The 20,342-nt window shown below is 69.6% G+C and carries 22 protein-coding genes; 8 read left to right on the top strand and 14 right to left on the bottom strand.

Annotated features, from left to right (window positions below):
- The first annotated feature begins 6 nt into the window (after window positions 1-6).
- The 3 genes from WS57_RS36970 to WS57_RS10795 all read left to right on the top strand — a co-directional run bounded on the left by WS57_RS36970 (window position 7) and on the right by WS57_RS10795 (window position 3,049).
- Window positions 7-300, top strand: a complete 294-nt coding sequence (locus WS57_RS36970; protein WP_155774286.1) for a hypothetical protein — start codon at window positions 7-9, stop codon at window positions 298-300.
- A gap of 170 nt (window positions 301-470) precedes the next feature.
- Window positions 471-923 carry a hypothetical protein gene (locus WS57_RS10800; protein ID WP_059480899.1) on the top strand — a complete coding sequence of 151 codons (453 nt, stop codon included), beginning with the start codon at window positions 471-473 and terminating at the stop codon, window positions 921-923.
- 107 nt (window positions 924-1,030) lie between these two features.
- On the top strand, window positions 1,031-3,049 hold the full coding sequence (locus tag WS57_RS10795; RefSeq protein WP_069244186.1) for an LssY C-terminal domain-containing protein: 2,019 nt from the start codon (window positions 1,031-1,033) through the stop codon (window positions 3,047-3,049).
- A 30-nt stretch (window positions 3,050-3,079) separates the two neighbouring features.
- Here the strand turns inward: WS57_RS10795 and WS57_RS10790 are convergent, their stop codons facing one another.
- The 3 genes from WS57_RS10790 to WS57_RS10780 form a co-directional block, all read right to left on the bottom strand.
- The gene (locus WS57_RS10790; RefSeq protein ID WP_009694245.1) at window positions 3,080-3,409 is read right to left on the bottom strand and encodes an addiction module antidote protein; all 330 of its coding nucleotides are present in this window, start codon (window positions 3,407-3,409) and stop codon (window positions 3,080-3,082) included.
- Window positions 3,406-3,738, bottom strand: coding sequence for a type II toxin-antitoxin system RelE/ParE family toxin (locus WS57_RS10785; RefSeq protein ID WP_009694246.1), 333 nt, complete (start codon window positions 3,736-3,738; stop codon window positions 3,406-3,408). Before WS57_RS10785 ends, WS57_RS10790 begins: the two co-directional genes overlap by 4 nt.
- Before the next feature lie 316 nt (window positions 3,739-4,054).
- Window positions 4,055-4,609, bottom strand: coding sequence for a protein tyrosine phosphatase (locus tag WS57_RS10780; RefSeq protein WP_059515855.1), 555 nt, complete (start codon window positions 4,607-4,609; stop codon window positions 4,055-4,057).
- A 325-nt stretch (window positions 4,610-4,934) separates the two neighbouring features.
- Between WS57_RS10780 and WS57_RS10775 the strand changes: the two genes are divergently transcribed.
- Together WS57_RS10775 and WS57_RS10770 are read left to right on the top strand one after the other, a co-directional pair.
- Window positions 4,935-5,438, top strand: coding sequence for a GNAT family N-acetyltransferase (locus tag WS57_RS10775; RefSeq protein WP_040130408.1), 504 nt, complete (start codon window positions 4,935-4,937; stop codon window positions 5,436-5,438).
- A gap of 46 nt (window positions 5,439-5,484) precedes the next feature.
- Window positions 5,485-6,735 (top strand): YbfB/YjiJ family MFS transporter, encoded by a 1,251-nt coding sequence (locus WS57_RS10770; protein WP_069244372.1) that lies wholly within the window; start codon window positions 5,485-5,487, stop codon window positions 6,733-6,735.
- Window positions 6,736-6,755: 20 nt separating this feature from the next.
- On the opposite strand, the gene hpaC is transcribed toward WS57_RS10770, so the two are convergent.
- Window positions 6,756-7,310: a 4-hydroxyphenylacetate 3-monooxygenase, reductase component gene (gene hpaC / locus WS57_RS10765; RefSeq protein WP_069244185.1), complete on the bottom strand. Its 555-nt coding sequence runs from the start codon at window positions 7,308-7,310 to the stop codon at window positions 6,756-6,758.
- Window positions 7,311-7,629: 319 nt separating this feature from the next.
- On the opposite strand from hpaC, the gene WS57_RS10760 reads away from it, so the two are divergent.
- The gene (locus tag WS57_RS10760; protein ID WP_009690901.1) at window positions 7,630-8,262 is read left to right on the top strand and encodes a response regulator transcription factor; all 633 of its coding nucleotides are present in this window, start codon (window positions 7,630-7,632) and stop codon (window positions 8,260-8,262) included.
- Window positions 8,263-8,334: 72 nt separating this feature from the next.
- Here the strand turns inward: WS57_RS10760 and WS57_RS10755 are convergent, their stop codons facing one another.
- The 5 genes from WS57_RS10755 to WS57_RS10735 form a co-directional block, all read right to left on the bottom strand.
- Window positions 8,335-9,078 (bottom strand): SDR family NAD(P)-dependent oxidoreductase, encoded by a 744-nt coding sequence (locus tag WS57_RS10755; RefSeq protein ID WP_069244184.1) that lies wholly within the window; start codon window positions 9,076-9,078, stop codon window positions 8,335-8,337.
- Between the two features lie 50 nt (window positions 9,079-9,128).
- Complete coding sequence (locus WS57_RS10750; protein WP_069244183.1) at window positions 9,129-10,253, bottom strand: amidase; 1,125 nt, start codon at window positions 10,251-10,253, stop codon at window positions 9,129-9,131.
- A 31-nt stretch (window positions 10,254-10,284) separates the two neighbouring features.
- Window positions 10,285-10,824: a nuclear transport factor 2 family protein gene (locus tag WS57_RS10745; RefSeq protein WP_059515847.1), complete on the bottom strand. Its 540-nt coding sequence runs from the start codon at window positions 10,822-10,824 to the stop codon at window positions 10,285-10,287.
- Between the two features lie 8 nt (window positions 10,825-10,832).
- Complete coding sequence (locus WS57_RS10740) at window positions 10,833-11,210, bottom strand: hypothetical protein (RefSeq protein WP_009695569.1); 378 nt, start codon at window positions 11,208-11,210, stop codon at window positions 10,833-10,835.
- Window positions 11,211-11,279: 69 nt separating this feature from the next.
- A complete protein-coding gene (locus tag WS57_RS10735; protein ID WP_059515846.1) occupies window positions 11,280-12,473 on the bottom strand; it encodes an acyl-CoA dehydrogenase family protein in 1,194 nt (397 codons plus the stop codon).
- Between the two features lie 196 nt (window positions 12,474-12,669).
- Between WS57_RS10735 and WS57_RS10730 the strand changes: the two genes are divergently transcribed.
- Window positions 12,670-14,199: an ATP-binding protein gene (locus tag WS57_RS10730; protein WP_236871884.1), complete on the top strand. Its 1,530-nt coding sequence runs from the start codon at window positions 12,670-12,672 to the stop codon at window positions 14,197-14,199.
- A gap of 53 nt (window positions 14,200-14,252) precedes the next feature.
- Here the strand turns inward: WS57_RS10730 and WS57_RS10725 are convergent, their stop codons facing one another.
- From WS57_RS10725 to WS57_RS10715, 3 genes are all read right to left on the bottom strand, one after another.
- Complete coding sequence (locus WS57_RS10725) at window positions 14,253-14,639, bottom strand: tautomerase family protein (RefSeq protein WP_009688984.1); 387 nt, start codon at window positions 14,637-14,639, stop codon at window positions 14,253-14,255.
- 65 nt (window positions 14,640-14,704) lie between these two features.
- Window positions 14,705-15,208: an aromatic-ring-hydroxylating dioxygenase subunit beta gene (locus WS57_RS10720; RefSeq protein ID WP_009688983.1), complete on the bottom strand. Its 504-nt coding sequence runs from the start codon at window positions 15,206-15,208 to the stop codon at window positions 14,705-14,707.
- Entirely contained in the window at window positions 15,205-16,488 is a 1,284-nt protein-coding gene (locus WS57_RS10715) for an aromatic ring-hydroxylating oxygenase subunit alpha (protein ID WP_009688982.1), read from the bottom strand. The genes WS57_RS10720 and WS57_RS10715 overlap by 4 nt, the downstream gene beginning before the upstream one ends.
- Window positions 16,489-16,627: 139 nt before the next feature.
- Between WS57_RS10715 and WS57_RS10710 the strand changes: the two genes are divergently transcribed.
- The gene (locus WS57_RS10710; RefSeq protein ID WP_009688981.1) at window positions 16,628-17,548 is read left to right on the top strand and encodes a LysR family transcriptional regulator; all 921 of its coding nucleotides are present in this window, start codon (window positions 16,628-16,630) and stop codon (window positions 17,546-17,548) included.
- Between the two features lie 45 nt (window positions 17,549-17,593).
- On the opposite strand, the gene WS57_RS10705 is transcribed toward WS57_RS10710, so the two are convergent.
- Both WS57_RS10705 and WS57_RS10700 read right to left on the bottom strand, forming a co-directional pair.
- Window positions 17,594-18,562, bottom strand: a complete 969-nt coding sequence (locus tag WS57_RS10705) for a PDR/VanB family oxidoreductase (protein ID WP_069244181.1) — start codon at window positions 18,560-18,562, stop codon at window positions 17,594-17,596.
- A gap of 155 nt (window positions 18,563-18,717) precedes the next feature.
- Window positions 18,718-20,130, bottom strand: a complete 1,413-nt coding sequence (locus WS57_RS10700) for a spinster family MFS transporter (protein ID WP_069244180.1) — start codon at window positions 20,128-20,130, stop codon at window positions 18,718-18,720.
- Window positions 20,131-20,342 lie beyond the last annotated feature (212 nt).

Below are 20,342 nucleotides of genomic sequence, written 5' to 3'. Positions count from 1 at the left end.
AGGTTCATGTCGCGGGAGCGTTTCGACTCGTCCACCTGCCGACGTCGCTCGCCGCTTGCCCGGTTCGACCGGACGACGCTCGCCGCGCGTGGTGCCGCGAGCGGTTTCGGGCATTCGCATGTACGTTTCATAGGTAAACAGACCCTGGCGATCCTCTTCGGGATGGCGCGGCGGGACAGCCGAACTGCTCGCCGCCGCGACGGTTCTTCTGATCAATATATTCCGTCGATTCGAAAAACGATACACATCGGGGAAATTTTCGGGATGACAACGGGCGGAATGTATGCCGAAACGAAATAATCGGCGCGGACGGGGCAAGGGTAATCCCTGATGTCGACCTCGGTCGATCGTCCCGTTGGCCGCGCCCGCGAGCGGCCGGCCGGAGCATGCGGCGCGCCGCGTCGCGGACCGGCCCGATTCGGGACTAAACTGGTGCCCGAAACCACCCTGCGATCGGAGGAGCGCCCGCGATGATCGATCTTGCCGACATACTGTCGTCCGCGCTGCCCGACGCCGTCGCATGGGCCGAAGCGCAGGCCGCGCGCGGGCTCGCGCAGGGCCTGCCGCTGACGCCGTCGCAGGCCGACGACGCGCGGTCGGTCGGCGTCGCGCAGCCGGAACGGGTCCGCGTGGTGGTCGCCGATCGGCTGCCGTTTCCCGATACGCCGACGCTCGCGGCGATCGCGCGCGACACCGGGCTGCTGTCGCCCGGCACGATCGGCCTGACGCTCGGCCATGCGGTGTTCGTGCTGCGCGGGCACGATACGCGCCGGCTGCTCACCCACGAATTCCGCCATGTGCATCAGTACGAGGCCGCCGGGTCGGTAGGCGCGTTTCTTGCGCGCTATCTGCACGAGATTGCGACGGTCGGCTACGATGCCGCGCCGCTCGAGGCCGATGCGCGTCAGCACGAATTCGACTGACGCACCCCGATCGCGCGACGGCATGCACGCGCAGATGAACCGATGAACGTTTCCCCCGCGATTGAGCGGCGCCCGGTGCGCGGTGGCGCCGTTTCCCGGAGCGCGCCATGAGCGACATGATCCATGCGTGGCTCGGCACGATCGGCGCGCATCCTTCGCTCGTGCTGGCGATCGTGTTCGCGACCGCCTGCGCCGAGGCGATCGCGCTGATCGGCACGATCGTGCCGGCCGGCGCCGTGATGTTCGCGGCCGGTGCGCTGATCGGGGCCGGCGCGCTCGACGCCTGGATCACGATCGGCATCGCGGCCGCCGGCGCGATCGTCGGCGACGGCATCAGCTACGAACTCGGGCGTCGCCATCGCGGGATGATCCGCAACTGGTGGGTGCGCTTCGGCTACGCGGCCGCGTATGAGCGCGGCGAGCAGTTCGTGCTGCGCCACGGCACGACGAGCATCGTGCTCGCCCGCTTTCTCGCGCCGGTGCGGGCGGTCGTGCCGGTCGTGGTCGGCTGCGCGACGCTGCCGCGCCGGTCGTTCTATCCAGTCAATGTCGTATCGGCGCTGGTTTGGGCGCCGGTCCACGTCGCGCCGGGCATCCTGTTCGGCGCATCGGCGGTGCTGGCCGCGGCGATCAGCGTGCGGGTCGCCGCGATCCTGATGGTCGTCGCCGCGCTGGTCGCGGCGGTGTGGTTCGGCGTGCGCATCACGTTGCGGCGCGGCTGGCCGTTGCTGCGCCGGGCGCTGGTCGCGGCTGTGCATGCGTGCGCACGCCGCTGGCCGCGGTTCGGCGCGCGGCTGCACGACGCGATCGCGCACGCGCGCAGCCTGCCCGGCGCGGTGCCCGTGCTGGCGCTGCTGTTCGTCGGCTGCGTGTGGCTGTTCGGCGGCGTCGTGCAGGATGTCGTCGCGAACGATTCGCTGATGCATGCCGATGTCGCGCTCTACGTGTTCCTGCAGAATCTGCGCACGCCGCCGGTGGACGCCGCGATGCGCGCGCTCGCCGTGCTGCACGGGCGCGATGCGGGGCTGATCGTGTCGGCCGCGTTCCTCGTGTGGCTGATGATTCATCGTTGCTGGCTCAGCGCGGCGTGGTGGCTCGCGACGATCGGCATCGCGATCGTGCTCGTGCCGGCGTTCGGCATCACGCCGCCGGGCGCGACGCCGGCGAGCCTGCCGCCCGGTGCGCCGCACATGCCGCTGCCCGATGCCGACGCGGCATTCGCGATCCTCGCGAGCAGCGGTGTCGGCTGGCTGCTCGTGCGCGACCGGCCTGTGCTCTGGCGCATTCCGGTCGTCACGGCGGTCGTGCTGTGGATCGTGCTGGGCGGGTTCGCGCGGCTGTATGTCGGCGACACGTGGCTGTCGGGCCTGCTCGGCGGCTGGAGTCTCGGGCTCGCGTGGTTCGCGCTGCTGGCGGGTGCGTATGCGTACTGGCGCGTGCGCGAGCACGTGCAGCCGGTGGGGGCGCTGGTGACGCTGGTCGTGGTGCTGGCGACCGCCGGCGTGTGGATGATTCCCGCGCAATGGCAGGCCGATCGCGGCTTGCGTCCGCATCCGGGCGACGTGGTCGCAATGACCGTCGACCAGTGGATGCGCGGCGGCTGGCAGCGTGTGCCGATGCGGCGCACCGAGATCGGCGGCGATCGCGAGGAGTATCTGCCGCTGCAATGGTGCGTGGCGCCGGACACGCTCGCTCGCCATCTCGCGCTGGCCGGCTGGCAGCGCGCGACGCCGTGGTCGCCGCAGACCGCGCTGCGCTGGCTGCTGCCGCAGGCGTCGGCCGATACGCTGCCGGTGCTGCCGCGCTATACGCACGGCGAGAGCACGCATCGCGTGTTCGTTCGCGTCGAGCCGGGCAGCCCGGACAGCCGACTCGTGCTGCGGCTGTGGCGCTATCCGTACGTGCTGTCGGATGCGCGCGGCACGCGGCCGCTGTGGTACGGCGCGCTGTATCGCGAGACGCTGCATCACCCGGCGCGGTTGATGACGATCGTGCGCACGACGCCGATCGACGATGCGGCGACGCTTGCGCAGGCGCTCGCGATCGCGCCGACGATCGTGCATCCGCCAGCGCGGATGGATGCGGCGCCCGGCGGGGTGCTGCTGGTGTGGACGGTCGAGCCGTGAGCGGCGAAGCGGCGGCGCCGACGGGCGCGCTTACGCGGATGCGTGATCGGCCGGCACGACCGACAGGCGCAGGCCGACGGTCTTGAGGACGGCGAGCAGGGTTTTCAGCGTGGGGTTGCCGTTCGGCGACAGCGTGCGGTACAGCGATTCCCGGCTGATGCCGGCTTCGGCCGCGACGGCGCCGAGCCCGCCGTAAGCCTCCGCGACCGTGCGCAGCGCGAGCAGCGCGCCCGCGCGGTTGTCGGGATCGTCGAGCGATTCCATCGCGACTTTCAGATACGCGACCGCGAGTTCGCGGTCGGCGCGCAGTTCGGCGACTTCCGCGTCGTGGTGCGACACCGCGCCTTTGAGCTTGCTCACATTTGCCTCCGTTTCCAGTTCGACCAGCATTCCTTCGCGTGCCGGATGCTGTCGGCTTGACGGCGCTTGTCGCCGCCGGACAGCAGGAGTATCAGCGCGTCGCCGTACCGGCCGAAATACACGCGATAGCCGGCGCCGACATGGATGCGCAGTTCGATCACCCCTTCGCCGACCGGCTCGCAATCGCCGAAATTGCCCGCCTCCACGCGACGCAGCCGTTCGCGGATGCGCGCCTGCACGGTCTTGTCGCGCACGGCGTTCAGCCATTCGGTGAAAGGCTCGCGACCGTCGTCGCGTCGATAGCGAAGCAGTTCGAACTTGGAGAGCATTGTAGCTTATAAGTTACATGGGTGGAAGAAAAATGATGCGGTCCGGATACCGGCGCCGGCAGCCGGCATGGCGCTGCCTTTCGGGTTCGGCGTTTCCGGCGACGTGATCCCGGTGATGTGGACCACGAACATTCTTTCATTCGACGCGGACGGCGGCGATTCGGCCGAATGGCCGGGCGAGGTGGAGGAGGTACAGGGAAATCGATGCGGGGGGCGTGCGCGCCGGGGGCGGCGCGAAGGCGGGAAAGCTTGCGTGCAAGGCGGCAGCCCGCCGGCCGCAGCGCATCGCGCGCGCGGGCCGGCAGGCAGCCGGGCGTTACTGCTTGGCGGGCGCCGTCGTCGCGACCTTGTCGAGCGCAGGCGGGATGAACATGTCGAGCTGCGCGGTCACCGACTCGTAGAAGTCGATCGGCTTGCCCCATGCGTCGGGCACGTCCTGGTGCTTGCCGGTCGCATATTCGGCCAGCGTGTACACCTTGCCTGCGGCCGACGGGTAGAGCGCAAGCACCTTCTCCTTGTGCTTGTCGGTCATCGTCAGGATCACGTCGGAATGCTTGACGTCGTTCGCGCTCAGTTGCACCGAGCGATGCGCGGACGTGTCGATGCCGCGCCGCTTCATCAGGATCACGCCGTTTTCCTCGGGCTTCACGTCGTACGGGTCCTCGTCGACGGCGCGCGAGATTACCGCGATGTGCGCATGGCGCTGCTCGATCAGCTGACCGGCGATCGCTTCGGCCATCACGCTGCGACCGGTGTTGCCCGTGTCGACGAACGCGACCTTCTTCGGTTCGTCAGCGACCGCGGACGTCGCGTACTGGATGCCGATGCAACAAAGCAGCGCAAGGATCTTGAGGGAGGGGCCTTTCTTCATGTCGTCTCCGCCGGTGCAGGATGGTTGTCGTCACGGCGTGGGGTCGCCGCGTACGCGAGATCATGCCGGGCGCGCGTGATGGAAAAAAATAACCGGTCGCTTTTCATAAAACGATGTCGCATCGTCGCAAGCATCGGTGCCGATGGTTCGGGCGGCGTGGGAAAACACCAATGCTGGGTCGGGGCAATTAATTTAGTATCGGGGCCAAAACTACATTCGGCGTCCGGCTGCGAGCCGTTTCAGGAAATCGGCGGCGGCGATTTCGCATCGTCGCGCTTTGCACTGCAGACGCCGTGCGCACTATCTACTTGAAGAGAGCATCCGCATGATCACGCTTCGCCCGATGACCGACGACGACTTTGCCCGGTTCTGGCCCATCTATCACGCGGTGGTCGCTGCGCAGGAAACCTATGCGTTCGATCCCGCGACGACGCCCGACGCGGCGCGCGCGCAGTGGCTCGATGCGCCGCTGTGCACGTGGGTCGCCGAGGAGGACGGCGTGCTGCTCGGTTCTTACTACCTGAAGGCGAACGCCGCCGGCCCCGGCAATCATGTCTGCAACTGCGGCTACATGGTCGGCGAGGCCGCACGCGGACGCGGCGTCGCGCGACTGATGTGCGAGCACTCGCAGCAGGTCGCGCGCGAGCGCGGCTTTCTCGCGATGCAGTTCAATTCGGTGGTCGCGACCAACGAGGTGGCGGTCGCGCTCTGGCAGAAACTCGGGTTCGACGTCGTCGGCCGGCTGCCGCGCGCGTATCGTCATGCGCGCCACGGGTTCGTCGACTGCCTCGTGATGTACAAGTGGCTTGGCGGCGACGTGCAGGCGTAACAGCATGCAAACACGCGACGACTCGAACTACAACGGAGACGATCCGATGCGCACAGCGTCGCCAGCAAAACGCGCCGGCGCATCGCAGCCCGAGGCCGCCGCGACGGACCCCGATCGGATGGCCGCGTGGCGGCTCGCGATCTGCCTGTCGCTCGGCAGCGCGATCGCGCTTGGCCTCGCGCGCTTCTCGTATGCGCTGCTGCTGCCGCCGATGAAGGCCGATCTCGGCTGGAGCTTCGCGCAGGCCGGCGCGCTGAACACGGCCAATGCGGCCGGCTACCTGATCGGCGCGCTGGCGTTTCCGCTGCTGTCGCGGCGTTGGGCGGCCGGCACGCTGCTCGCGGCCGGCTGTGCGCTGACTGCGTGCCTGATGGCCGCATGCGGCCTCAGTTCCGGCATGGACGCGCTGCTCGCGCAGCGGCTCGCGACCGGCGTCGGCAGCGCGCTGATCTTCATCAGCGGCGGCGTGCTGGCCGCGCGGCTCGCGTCGGCGTCGCCGCGCGATGCCGGCCTGCTGCTCGGGCTCTATTACGGCGGCACGGGCTGGGGCATCGTCGCGTCGTCGCTGCTGGTGCCGGCGACGCTCGTGCATCGCATGCACGGCTGGCAACCGGCATGGTTCGCGCTCGCGCTCGCGTGTGCGCTGTTCGCGATAGCGGCCGTGTCGGCCGCGCGCCGCATCGAGCACGCCCATCCGGTGCAGGCCGGACCGCGCGGCACCGCCGCGGCGGCCGCGACCGCGGGCCCCGCGCGCTTCGCGCTCGCGCTGGCCGGCTACGGGCTGTTCGGCGTCGGCTATATCGGCTACATGACCTTCATCGTCGCACTGCTGCGCGGCGCGGGAATGAGCGGCACCGTGGTCGCCGCGTTCTACGTGATGCTCGGCGTCGCGACCGTTGTATCGGCACGGCTGTGGTCGGGGCTGCTCGACCGGATGCGCGGCGGCCAGGCGCTGGCGGTGCTCAACGCACTGCTCGGCGTCGCGACGCTGATGCCCGCGCTGGTCGTGCATCCGGTCGCCGCGTTCGCGTCGGGTGTGCTGTTCGGCGCGACCTTCCTGTCGGCGGTCGCGTCGACGACCGCGTTCGTACGGCACAACCTGCCGCCCGACGGCTGGGCGAAAGGCATCAGCGCGTTTACGACGGTCTTCGCGTTCGGCCAGATCGCGGGGCCGGTCGCGATCGGCTGGGTATCGGACAGCGCAGGGCTCGCGCGCGGGCTCGTGTATTCGGCGCTGACGCTGTTCGCGGGCGCGGCGCTCGCGGCCGGGCAGCGCGCGCTGCGGACGCCCGCATAACCGGCCGGCGCCCGTGCCGCTCAGCGTAGACCGGTCGTCCGTGCGACGCGATGAAATGCGCGGCTGAAATAGATCAGGCTGTCGCCGTCGTCGCGCACGCGAATCGTCGTCGCCTCGATGAACATCACCGAATGCGAGCCGACTTCCTTCATCTCGGCGATCGTCCCCTGCAGGCTCGCGAGCGCGTCGCGCAGCACGGGCACGTCCTGCTCGCCGCGATCCCAGACGGGCAGTTCGAAGCGGCGCGCCATCGGCAGCTCGGTCAGCCCCGCGAAATGCCGCGCGAGCAGTTCGTGCTCGGCGGGCAGCACGTTGATGCAGACATGGCGATTGCGCTCGAAGACCGTGCGCATCGCGCTCGACCGGTTCAGGCAGACGAGCACCGTCGGCGGCGCGTCGGTGACCGAGCACACGGCGCTCGCGGTGATCCCGCAGCGGCCGTGCGGCCCCGCGGTCGTGATCACGTTGACGGCGGCGCCGAGATGGGCCATCGCCTGCCGGAAGGCCTTCTGCGCATCGGACGGTTCGACGCGCGCCGGTTGCCGGATATCGGACGGGACGGAAGTTGAGGACATGAACGCTCCTGACTGGACGAAGAGGGCGATCGCATGCGCGGGTTGCAGCCGGATCGTCGACGATGAACCAAGCGTACGTCGCGAAAAAGCGCGCGACCATTCGCACGATTGATGGCGGAGATGGCGTTGCCGCCAACGCGTCTAAAGGTTCTACCTAGATGCATCGCGCGCCGCGCGAAAAAATGTGCGGGCGTGCGTGCATGCGGGACGTGAAAGGCTTTTCAGCATGTTTTCGGCTCGTTATGATGTGCCGCACCGCTCTGCCGAACGCGCGCGCCGCGCGTTCGAGACCCATACCGATATCCCGCGAGACACCCCGATGACGTCACCCGCTCCGATCGTATATATCGTCGACGACGACAGCGGCATGCGGACCTCGCTCGCATGGTTGCTCGAATCGGTCGGCATCGTCTCCGAAGGGTTCGCGAATGCGGCGGACTTCCTCGCGCGCTTCGACGCGAATCTGCCCGCGTGCCTGGTGCTCGACGTGCGCATGCCGGAGAAGAGCGGCTTCGACGTCCAGGCGGAACTGAACGCGCGCGGCGCGACGCTGCCGGTGATCTTCGTCAGCGGCCACGGCGATATTCCGATGTCGGTGCGCGCGCTGCAGAACGGCGCGATCGATTTCGTCGAGAAGCCGTACAACTCGCAGCAGATGCTCGAACGCGTGCAGCGCGCGCTGCGGCTCGCGCAGCAGCGGCATGCGGTCGACCGGCGTCATCGCGAGCTGCGCCAGCGGCTCGATGCGCTGACCGCGCGCGAGAAGGAGGTGCTGCGCGGCGTCGTGGACGGCAAGGGCAGCAAGCAGATCGCATCGGACCTGTCGATCAGCGTGAAGACCGTCGACGTGCATCGCGCGAGCATCAAGGAAAAGCTCGGCGCGACGTCGATCGCCGCGCTCGTGCGCGACGTGATGGTCGTGTGGGGCGGCGACGACGCGTCGTCGCACTAGGCGCGCCGGCCGCTTCCTGCGTGCACATAGGCGCATCGCCCCGCATCGCGCACACGCTGCGGCGCGCCGCCTTCACCGCATGTACAACCCGCCGTTGATGTCCCAGCACGCGCCGTTCGCGAAATGCGCGTCGCCCGACGCGAGCAGCACGGCCGCATCGGCGACGAAGCCGGCCGAGCCGAGCTTGCCGCCCGGCAGGCTCGCGAGCACCTGGCGCAGCTTGTCCGGCGCAACGCTCTCGTAGACGATCGGCAGATCGAGCGGGCCCGGCGAGATCGCGTTCACAGTCACGCCCTGCGCGGCGAGGTCGCGCGCGAACACCTTGGTCAGCGTCAGCGTGCCGCCCTTCGCGGCCGCGTAGTGCGCACCCGTCGCCGAGCCGCCGTTCTGCCCCGCGAGCGACGCGATATTGACGATGCGGCCCGCGCCGCGCGTCGCGAAATAGTGGCCGAATACCTGGCAGCCGAACAGCACGCTGCGCAGGTTGACGTCGATCACCTGGTCGAACTGCTCGGCGGTGATCTCCATCACCGGCACGACCTTCGACGCGCCCGCATTGTTGACGAGCACATCGATCGCGCCCCAGTGTGCGACGAGCGCATCGCGCGCCGCCTCGAAATCGCGTTTCGACGTGACGTCGAGCGGCAGCGCGATTGCGCGCGCGCCGTCGGGATCGAGCGCGCGGGCATGGGCTTCGATCGCGTCGACGGCGATGTCGGCCAGCGCGACGCGATAGCCGGCCGCATGAAAGCGCGCGGCGATGACGGCGCCGAGCCCGCGGGCGGCGCCGGTGACGAGGACGACTCGGTCGGACATGGTTCGGGGTTCCCTGGTTGGCATGCGCGACGGCGCGCATGCATCGTTCGTCATGCGGCCAGCACTGCTTCGAGATGCGCGGCGACCGCGCACACCCGTTCGTCCGCGCCCTTGCGCCCGACGATCTGCAGGCCGGCCTTCAGCGGCGAGCCGGCAAGCGGCAGCGGCACGCTGAGCGCCGGATGGCCGCTCAGGTTGAACGGCCGGATCAGCGACGACATCGCGATCACCGATACGCCGTTGCGGGCCTGTTCGAGCGTGATCGGCAGCGCGGGCAGCGTCGGCAGCACGAGCACGTCCGCGTGTTCGAGCGCCGCGTCGATCTGCGCGGTGATGCGCGCGCGTACGGCTTCGGCTTCGGCCAGCGCGGCGGGCGTCGTCGTCGCGGCCGCGCGCAACCGCGCGTCGAGATCGGCGCCGAGCCGGCCCGTTGCGACGAGATGGCCGAACGCATGCGACGTCTCCGCATTGATCACCGCGAGCCCCGCGTCGAATGCGGCGCGCAGGTCGTCGAGCACGATCGCGTGCGACCGGTAGCCGGCCGCGCGCACGGCGCCGTCGAGCGCGGCGGCGATGGCCGGATCGGCATCGACGACGACCTGCGCGACCGTGCAGTCCGCCGCCGGCGTCGTCGCGCGCGCGAGGTCGAAGCCCGGCGCGATCGCGGCCATCGCGGCGGCGAGCGTGCGCGCATCGCGTGCGAACGGCCCGACGCAGTCGAGCGACGATACGGCCGGCGCGACGCCGCGCCGCGATACGCGGCCGAACGTCGGCTTCAGCCCGAACACGCCGCAGCATGCGGCCGGCCCGCGAATCGAGCCGCCGGTGTCGGTGCCGAGCGCCGCATCGACCGCGCCGACGCCGACGAGCGACGCCGAGCCGCTCGACGAGCCGCCCGGAATGCGCGACGCGTCCTGCGGATTGACCGGCGTGCCCGTGTAGTCGTTGATGCCGGTCATCCCGAACGCGAGTTCGTGCATGTTCGCCTTACCGGCGATCTGCCAGCCCGCGTCGAGCAGCAGGCGGACCACGTCGGCGTGCTGCGCGGCGGGCGGCGCGTCGGCGAGCGCGCGGCTCGCGGCGCGGGTCGGGTGGCCCGCGATGTCGATCGTGTCCTTGATTGCGATCGTCGGGCCCGGGCCGCCGAGCGTGAAAGTGTCGATGAAGCCTGTCATGTGCGGTGTCGCGCGAACGCGGTGGAAGGGTTCAGGGCCGGGTTGCGGCGGCGAGCGGCCACGGGCCGTCGAGCACGCGCTCGGTGCGGAAATGACGGATCAGCCACGATCTGCCGTCGGCGGCCGGCGCGAAATCGACGGTCAGCCGCGCGGCGATCAGCTCGGCCGCATGGTCCGCGTAGCGCGACGCCTGCAGCATGATCCAGCGGCCGCGCACGCTCGCGCCAGCGGCGTCGACGTCGATCGATTCCGACGTCAGGAAGTGCAGGTTCGCCGAGAAATGCGGCTCGGGCGGCAGGTAGCGGCGCAGCATCGCGACGATCGCGTCCGTGCCTTCGAGGCGGCCGAACTTGCGCGCGTACTGCGGGCCGATGCCTTCCCATACCGCGTCAGCGGTAAACAGGCCGGCAAGATCGGGGCCGTCGCCGGCATCCTCGGGCACGTCGCACAGCGCCATGTAGCGCGTCATCGTCGCCCGCACCGCGCGTTCGGCGTCGAGCGCGGCGACGCGTCGCGCGAGTGCGTCGAGCCGGTCGTGCAGGTCCGTCGCCGGTGTGGCGGGCGTGGTCATCGCGCGCCTCACGATGCCGGCCGCGCCGCCGGCGGCACGCTCAGCGCGCGACCGACGCGCGCCTCGATCTTGCCGTAGCGCCACAGGTTGTATTCGCCGACCGGCGTCGTGCGATACAGGTTGCAGACCGCGACCGCGGTGTCGAAGTCGGCGACGTCGGCCATGATGTAGAACGTCCATGGCGCGCCGTCGGCGTGACCGACGACGAGGCGGTCGTCGTCCATCACGCCGAGCACGCGCACGCCCGGCATCGCTTCGACGGCGGCCAGCATCGCGCCGTACGCCTGCCAGACTTCGCCGATTTGCTCGCGCGGCAGGTCGAAGAAGTTTTGCGACACGCCGCAGCAGAACAGCACGCGCAGCGGCAGCGGATTCGAATCGGACATGACGGGTTCTCCAGAAAAATCGGTTGGGCGGGCGGGCCGGCCGATGCGCGTGCGCCGGCGCGGCGACGATTACAGGTAGCCGGGAAACGGCGCGACGCCGGTGAATACCGCGCCGGCGCCGTCGAAGTTGCCTTCGCCGAGAAATGCGTGCTGCGTGACGACCATCGCGTCGCGCAGCAGGCGCTGCAGCGGATGCGACCGGTAGATCGCGGCCGTGCCGCCGAGGCGGTACGCACGTTCGACGACGCTCGCGCCTTCGCGCGCGATGTGCGTGGCCGCGAGCCGCAGCAGGCTCACCTGATCGGGCGTGACCGGGTTGCCCGCGAGGATCGATTGCCACACCGTGTCGGTCGCGTCGTAGAAGAACGCGCGCGCCGAACGCAACTGCGCCTCGGCCTTCGCGAGCTCGATGCGGAAGTACGCGCGATCCGCGAGGCGCGGCGCGCCGGTGGTCGTCTGGCGGCCGCCCGACATGCGGTTCGCGACGTCGAGCGCCGCGCGGCCCAGCCCGAGGTTGACGACGGCAAGCACCTGCGCCGCATACGCGACGGTCGGGTAGCGGTACAGCGGTTCGTCGACGGTCGGTTCGCCGCCGCGCACGAAGGTCCACGCGTCGGACACGAACCGGTCGTGAACGCGCAGGTCGTGGCTGCCGGTGCCCTGCATGCCGACCACGTTCCAGTTCTCGACGATCTCGACCTGGTCGGCGCGGAACACGGCCGTGCGCGGCTTGTTCGGCGTGGCGTCCCGAGCGCCCGGCACCGCGATGCCGACGCCGAGCCAGTCGGCGCCCTTGCAGCCGCTCGCGAACTTCCACGTGCCGTTGACGCGCCAGCCGCCGGGCGCGGGCTGCGCCGGCTGCACCGGAAACAGGCCGCCGGCGAATACCTGGTCGGGGCCGCTCGCATACAGCTCGGCCTGCGTGTCGAGCGGCAGCGCGGCGAGATAGACGTTCGCGGAGCCGAAGCTGGCGACCCACGCGGCCGAGCCGTCGGCGGTCGCGATGCGTTCGATCATGTCGAGGAACGCGGTCGGCGCGAGCGCGTCGCCGCCGAAGCGGCGCGGCGTGCCCGCGCGATAGATGCCGGCCTGCCGGAACAGGTCGATCACGTCGCGCGGCACATGCGACAGGCGGTCGAATTCGTCGCGTCGCGCGGCGACGGCCTCGAGCACCGCGTCGAATGGCGACAGCGGCGCGGCCGGCGCGCCGGTCGCGGGCGGCGACGCGGACACGGAATCGACGGCGAGGGCTGCGGTGGGCATGACTGTCTCCTGGGGCGGACGGGGTTCGGAAATCGGACGGCTCGCGTGTCGCGCGGCAGGCGCTGTGCGACACGACGATGCAGCCAGTCTAGAAACGCCGAAAACACGCGGCAATTGGGACGATGGGTCGCGTGACTGGTGGCGTTCCGTGCCCCACTAAAGAAATCTTCAGGTGCGACCCGCGCGCGCCGGTGCTATGTTGGGAATCCGGCCGCGCGATGCCGCGCGCCTTCCTTCGAATCCGATCATGAGCTTCCCTGACGAAGACGATTTCCACCGCCTGCTCGATGCGTTGACGACGTGCGTGCTGCTGCACGACGTGCAGACGCGGGCGATCGTGTGGGCGAATCGCGCGGCCTGCGTCGCGCTCGGCTTTTCCGTCGAGGAGCTGCTGCCGCTGAAGGCGCCCGACATGACGCGCCCCGAGCCGAAATACCAGCGCGAGATCGCCGTCAGTGCATGGGACCGCGCGCTCACCGACGGGCCGCAGGTCTACGAGTGGTGCTACCGGTCGCGCACGGGCGTCGACATGCTGTCCGAGGCGATCGCGACCTACGTGCCGCTGCGCGGACGCGACGTCGTGATGGTGCAGTTCCGCGACATCAGCGCGGAGGATGCGGTGCGTCAGCAGCTGCGCCGCTACGAGGCGCGGCTGCGCGAGTTCATGCAGGATCTCGACGAGGGCGTCGCGGTCCTGACGCCGCACGGCGACGTGCAGTTCATCAGCGAGTCGGGGCGGCGCGTGCTCGGGCTCGCGCCCGACGAAGCGCTCGGCGAAGTGCTCGACTACTGCTCGGAGGACGATCGCGACCGGCTCGTCGCGCAACTGCGCGATGCGCCGTCGACGTGCCCGTCGGAGCCGCAGCGCTACCGGATCGCGCGGCGCGACGGCTCGACGTGCTGGCTGCGCATCACGTGCCGGCAGGTCGAGATCGAAGGCGACCTCGACGGGCTGCTCGTGCATTTTCGCGACGTGAGCGACGAGGTCGCGACCGAGGAAGCGCGTCGCGCCGAAGCGCGGATGCTCGAATATGCGGGGCGTTACAACGCGATGGGCGAGATGGCGTCCGTGATCGCGCACGAGCTGAGCCAGCCGCTCGCGGCCGTGCGCAACTTCATCGAGGGCGCGGTGCAGCGGCTCGAGGCGCGCGGCGCGATCGACGATGCGATCTGGGGGCTGCGCAGCGCGGACCGGCAGGCCGAGCATGCGGCGCTGATCATCAAGAGCGTGCGGGAGTTCATCGTGCGGCGCGAGCCGGTCGTGGTGGTCGCCGACCTGCGCGACATCCTCGCCGACGTTGCGTACTTCATCGAGCTGCGCGCGAAGGAAGCCGGCGTCACCGTCGTGATCGCGCAGGCGGATCGCCCGCTGCCGGTCCGGTGCGAGCGCGTGCTGATCGGGCAGGTGATCCTGAACCTCGCGTTCAACGCGATCGAGGCGTTCACCGGCTGTGCACGCGCGTCGCGCGTGCTGACGCTCGGCACCGCGGCCGTCGCGGGCCGGGCCGAGCTGCGCGCGATCGACAACGGCCCCGGCGTCGCCGACGACGCGCACGACCGGCTGTTCGACGGCTTCTCGTCGTCGAAGGAAGGCGGCAATGGCATCGGGCTGTCGCTGTGCAAGAGCATCGTGACGCGGCACGGCGGCCGCATCGTCGCGCGCCGGGCCGAGGGCGGCGGGCTCGACTGCCGCGCGACGCTGCCGCTCGCCCGCGCGCGGGCCTAGCCGCGGCGTCGCATCGCGACCCGGCGGCGAACGATGCGGCGCGCGGCGCATGGTCAGCGTCCCAGCGCTCGCGCGGTCTGGCCGCCGATGCCGAAGTCGGTGTTCGGGATGTCCTTGATCATCACGCGTGTCGCCTCGAGCGGCGCGTCGAGCACGCCGGCCGCCGCGTCCGACAGTGCGGCGATCAGCGCGCGCTTCTGCGCGTCGGTGCGGCCGGCGATCAGGATCGCGACGATCACGGGCAGCGACGGCGGCGCACCGTCGGCCGCCGTGCGACCGCCCAGGCCGATATGCGTTGCCGGCAATTCGGTCAGCAGCACGCGCACCGATTCGAGCGGCGCGCCGATGGCGTCGACGGTCGCGTGGCTGAGCCGCGCGATCAGTTCGGCCTTGCGTGCATCGTCATGGCCGGCCGGCAGGAAAACTTCGAGTGTGGGCATGGTCGTCGGGAAAGGTGAAGGTGACCGGTTCACCGTTGCGCGGGCGACGGCGAACCGGGGGCCGCTTACAGCAGGAAGCCGATTGCGCTGAGCGCTTCGGTCGAGTCGATCAGCCGCACGACCTTTTGCGCGATCCGCATCTCGCCGTCGGCGTCCACCTGCAGCCGGTGCGTGACGTCGGCCGCGAACAGCGTGGCGACGCCGCGCTTGTACGCGACGACGACCTGCGCGGATTTCAGCTCGATCGCATCGGCATCGCCGCTTTCGATCGTGAAGCGCGACACGGTGCGCACCGTGCGCGCCGCATCGGTCGCCGACGCCGAATAGCCGGACAGCATCCGCTGCACGCGCTTCTCGCGCATGTCGTGATCGTCGAATACGTAGTTCAGCGTCGCCGCGAAGTCGGTCGTGTCGGGATCGATCGGCACCACGTAATGACCGGCGGGATCCCACAGGTCGAGCCACGCGCGATAGTCGCGGCGGTCGAGCAGTTCGGCTTCGCGCCACACGAACTCGACCGCGCGGGCGAAGGTCTGCTGCGAAAAAAGGGCGTTGCGGTCGTCCATCATCGTTGCTCCATCATCTTGCGCCATTGCTGGTAGGCCTCGCGCATGCCGGTCTCGTCGGTCGCATGCGCAGTCTTCTCGCCGTTCGCGGCGGTGGTTTCGCGGTTCAGCCCGCGGTTCACGAGGATCGGCACGTCGGGGCCTGCCTGCGCGCCGCGCTGCACGCGCTCCCAGGCTTCCGCGTCGTCGGGGCTGCCGAAGCCGAACGGGCCCTGGAAGTGCTCGTGGATCCGCAGCCGTTCACGGTTCGCTTCGTCCGGGCCGCCGTCCATCGCGAGCGCGACGTGGCGGATCTCGGTTTCGTTCGCGGAGATCGGCCGCAGCACGCGGAAGAACGCCATCGACAGCGCGAGGTTCGGAAACAGGTTCAGGTTGAAGCCGACGCCCATCAGCGAGCGCACGATGCGGCGCACTTCTTCGGGCGTGTGGCGCTCGGCGAGCGTCGCGGCCAGCGGCGCGAAGCGCTCGGGCAGCGGCGCACCGTCGTCCTGGTCGAGATCGACCAGCTCGGGCATCAGCACCGCGAGGCTGTGGCCGTTGCCGAGCGCGCGGCAGAACGCGTCTTCGCTGGTCATGAAGCTCGTAATCGCGGCGGCCGTCTCGTCGTCGATCGACTTCATCCACGACTTGTGCACGACCGGGAAGTGATAGAGGTCCGTCGTGTTCTCGAGCTGGATCTTCCAGTTGCCCTTGAAGCGGAACTTGTGCTCGCCGTTCGCCTTGATCGGGTAGCCGGCGCCCTGCTTCATGAACAGGTCGATCCACGGCTTCGCGCCGCCGAGGAAATCGTCGAGCGGTTCGATGTCGTCGTTGAAGCTCGCGAAGATCAGCCCCTGGTACACGCCGACGCGCAGCTTCACGAGCGGCAGGTCGCCCTTGTCGCACACGCCTTCGTAGCCGTCGCCGTACGGCAGCGCGCGCAGCGTGCCGTCGAGCGCGTACGACCAGCTGTGGTACGGGCACGTGAAGCCTTTCGCGTTGCCCTTGTGCGCTTCGCAGACGGTCGCGCCGCGATGGCGGCAGCGGTTCTGCAGCACGTTGATCTCGCCGGTCTTGTCGCGCACGACGATCACCGGCTGGCGGCCGATCGTCGTCGTCACGAAGTCGCCCGGCTTCGGCAGCTCGCTTTCGTGCGCGACCCAGATCCAGGTGCGGTAGAAGATGCGGTCAAGTTCGGCTTCGAACAGCGCGGGATCGTGATACATCGCGGGCGCGATGCGGTCGGGCTGCGCGAAGCCGTGCAACGCGCGGGTGTCGATCGTCTGATAGGGAGTGTCGCTCATCGTCGTCGTGGGGAAAGAGTCGCGAAATCGGGCCGCGCCGTGCGCGGCGTCGTGAAGCCAGTCTCGTCTCCCGCCGCATATCCGTCAAATTGATCTAAAATTGCTGATCGAATAAATGCGGCAAATAATGGAGGTCACGATGACGTCGGTCGATCATCTCGATCTGAACCTGTTGCGCGTGTTCCAGGCGATCGTGGAGGAACGCAGCCTGACCAAGGCCGGCGAGCGGCTTGCGCTGTCGCAGCCGGCCGTCAGCTATTCGCTCGGCCGGCTGCGCACGCTGTTCGACGATCCGCTGTTCGTGCGCACGCGCGCGGGCATGCAGCCGACGCCGGTGGCGCTCGAACTCGCGGGGATCGTCGGCAAGGCGCTCGACATGGTGCGGGTCGCACTGCGCTATGCGGAGCGTTTCGATCCGGCGTCGAGCACGCGCACGTTCCGGCTGTCGCTGTCCGATGCGGGGGAGATGGCGTATCTGCCGGCGATCTGCCAGGCGCTGCGCGAGCGCGCGCCGCGCGTCACGCTGAGCGTGCAGCCGCTGCCAGTCGAGGAAATCGAGGAGGCGTTGCGCGCGAGCCGGCTCGACTTCGCGATCGGCAACCTGCCGGAGCTGATGTCGCGCACGCGCCATCAGCTGCTGTTCGAGGAAACCTACGTGTGCATGACGGGCCGCCGGCGCGGGCTGCCGACGGCCGGCGCACTGAGCCTCGAGCAGTTCGTGCGCGCGGCGCACGTGAACGTGAAATCGGTCGAGCACAGTCACCACGCGCTCGACGATGCGTTGCGCGCGCAGGGCGTGGGCCGCAACATCGCGCTCGAAGTCCCGCATTTCGTCGCGCTGCCGGGCGTGCTGTCGGTTACGGACCTGTTCGCGACGCTGCCGAAGCGGCTCGCGCAGATTCTCAACCGCGGCAATGCCTTCCGGCTCTACGAGTTGCCGGTGACGCTGCCGCCCGCGCCGGTGACGATGCACTGGCACGAGCATTTTCACGAGGACGAGGGAATCGCGTGGATGCGAACGCTGCTGGCCGAAATCGTCCAGCGCTTCGATGCGGCATGAGCGCGCGAGCGCCTGACCGTGCCGCGCACGGCATCGCGCCGCGCGTCAGAGATCGAGCACGAGCACCGCGGAACGCGCGCGCGACACGCAGCAGCAGATCACCGTATTGCTCGCGCGCTCGGCCTTGCTGAGACAGTGGTCGCGATGATCGGGCTCGCCGTCGACGACCGGCACCATGCAGGTGCCGCACACGCCTTCGCCGCATGACGTATCGACCTCGATGCCGATTTGCGCGAGCGCGTCGACGATCGACGTGTCGGGCGCAACGTGGACCGACTGGCCGCTGCGCTGCAGGCGCACCTCGAAGCCGCCGGCGGGCGCGGCGTCGGCCGGCGCCGGCTCGGCGGCGAAGCGTTCGAGATGGATCGCTGCATCGGGCACGCGCGTGGCGGCCGCCGCGACGACTGCGTCCATGAACGGGCCGGGCCCGCAGGTATAGACGTGCGCCTGCGCATCGAGCGACGCGACGCAGCGGCCGAGTTCGGCCGCGAGCGCGTCGGGCGCGACGCCGTAGTGGAACGTGACGTGCGACGCGAACGGCTCGGCCGACAGCGCATCGACGAAGGCCGCATGCTCGCGGCTGCGCGCGAAATAGTGCAGCCGATAGCGCGCGCCGTGCCGGTCGAGCGCATACGCCATCGACAGCAGCGGCGTGATGCCGATGCCGGCCGCGATCAGCACATGCTCGCTGGCGGTGTCGGCGAGCCGGAACAGGTTGCGCGGCGTACCGATCGTCAGCTCGGCGCCGACCTGCACGTCGTCGTGCAGCGAGCGCGAACCGCCGCGCGACTGCGTCTCTTTCTTCACCGCGAACAGATAGCTGCCGCGCTCGTCGGGGTCGCCGCACAGCGAGTACTGGCGCGTGACGCCCGACGGCGCGGTGACGTCGATGTGCGCGCCTGGTTCGTACGCGTCGAGCGGCCGGCCGTCGACGCGCGACACGCGGAAGCAGCGGATGTCCTGCGCCGCGTCGATCAGCGCGTCGATTCGGACCTGGTGACGGTTCGCTTGCATGGGTCGTTCCGTGGGGTAAGGGAAAAACCGGTGCGGCACGCGCCGCACCGTGATGCGATCGAGGATAGGGATGGGCGTCTCATAAATCAAATCGATTAAAAATCGATTGATAAATCAGTCCGGTGGATGATGGTGTCGCGCGCCGTCCCGTGCGATCAGCGCGCGGCGGAGCCCGGCGCGGCGATCGCACTGGCGTCGGCGGCAGGCATCGGGGCCGCTGCCGACGCATGGCCGCGTTCGCGATCGAGGCTGAGCCGGTAGCGGCGGCAGCCGGCGCCGAGCAGCAGCGCGGCGAGCAGGGCAGCCGCGAGGTTGACGATCGACATCGAATGGCCGACCGCCGCCGGCGCGCCGAACACGCGATCGGTGAACAGCGCGACGACGGTCGTGCCGATGCCGAGCGCGATCAGGTTCGACACGAGCAGGAACAGCGCGGAGATCTGCGCGCGCATCTGGTTGGGCGCGAGCGTCTGCATCGCGGCGGTCGACGTCGGCATCGGGAACGACGCGAAGAACATCGCGACGACGAGCAGCGCGAGCGACGTCGGCAGATGATCGACCTGCGTGAACAGCGCGGCGGGAATCACCATGCACGCGGCGCCGATCGCGCCGGCGCGCATCGGCGCATCGACGCGGCCGCGCCGCAGCAGCCAGTCGTTGAGCCAGCCGCCGCAGAACACGCCCGCGGTGTTCGCGACCAGCAGCACGATGCCGAGCGTATAGCCGGCTTCGACGGCCGTCATCCCGAAGTGGCGGATATAGAACGCCGGCGTCCAGCTCAGCAGGCAGTACAGCGCCATCGCATAGAACGAGAAGCCGAGATAGTGGCACGCGAAGGTCGCGCGATGGGTGCCGACGAAGCGCAGCGAATCGCGCATCGATACGCGCCGCACCGCGCCCGAGCGGTCCTGCGCGAGCCCCTTGCGCTGCGGATCGCGCACGGTCGCGGCGAACAGCAGCGCGACCAGCAGCCCGGGCAGGCCGACGATCAGGAACGTGACTTGCCACGCATGCACCTGCCCGACGAGCGGCAGCGTGAACGCACTCGCGTGCTTGAGCAGCGCGATCACGTAGCCGCCGATCAGGAACGCGACGCCGCCGCCGACGAACGAGCCGAGCGAATACACGGCGATCGCGCGCCCGAGCTTCTCCTTCGGGAAGTAGTCGGCGAGCATCGAATACGCGCCGGGCGACAGCGCGGCCTCGCCGACGCCGACGCCCATCCGCGCGACGAACATGTGCAGGAAATGCTGGCTGAACCCGCACGCGGCGGTCGCGAGGCTCCACAGCGCGATGCCCAGCGAGATGATGCGCGGGCGGGCGTAGCGGTCGGCGAGATACGCGATCGGCATGCCCATCACCGCGTAGAACAGCGAGAACGCGAAGCCGTTCAGCAGGCTGAACTGCGTGTCGGTCAGGTGCAGGTCGCGCTTGATCGGTTCGATCATCAGCACGAGCACCTGGCGGTCGACGAACGAGAAGATGTACGCGAGCATGCAGACGATGACGACATACCATTCGTACGTATAGCGCTTGCCGTCGGCAGCGCGAGCCGGGGTTGCGGACATGCGGGTTCTCCTGGAGCGGGCAGTGGAACGCCGCTGCGCCGGCCGCGCGGGCCCGGCGCCGGGGCGGCGCGAAAGCGTGCGGAGGCACGATCGGACCCGCAGCGTAGTCGGCCAAATTCGGCCGCCATAGCCGGAGTGACAGCCGCGCCACACGGACATCTACCGACCCGGCTAAAGAAAATACCGAGGCCGTGCGCGCGGGCCGCCGCGCA

The sequence above is a fragment of the Burkholderia pseudomultivorans genome (assembly GCF_001718415.1).
Classification (GTDB): domain Bacteria; phylum Pseudomonadota; class Gammaproteobacteria; order Burkholderiales; family Burkholderiaceae; genus Burkholderia; species Burkholderia pseudomultivorans_A.
This window is presented reverse-complemented; position numbering and strand designations above follow the sequence as displayed.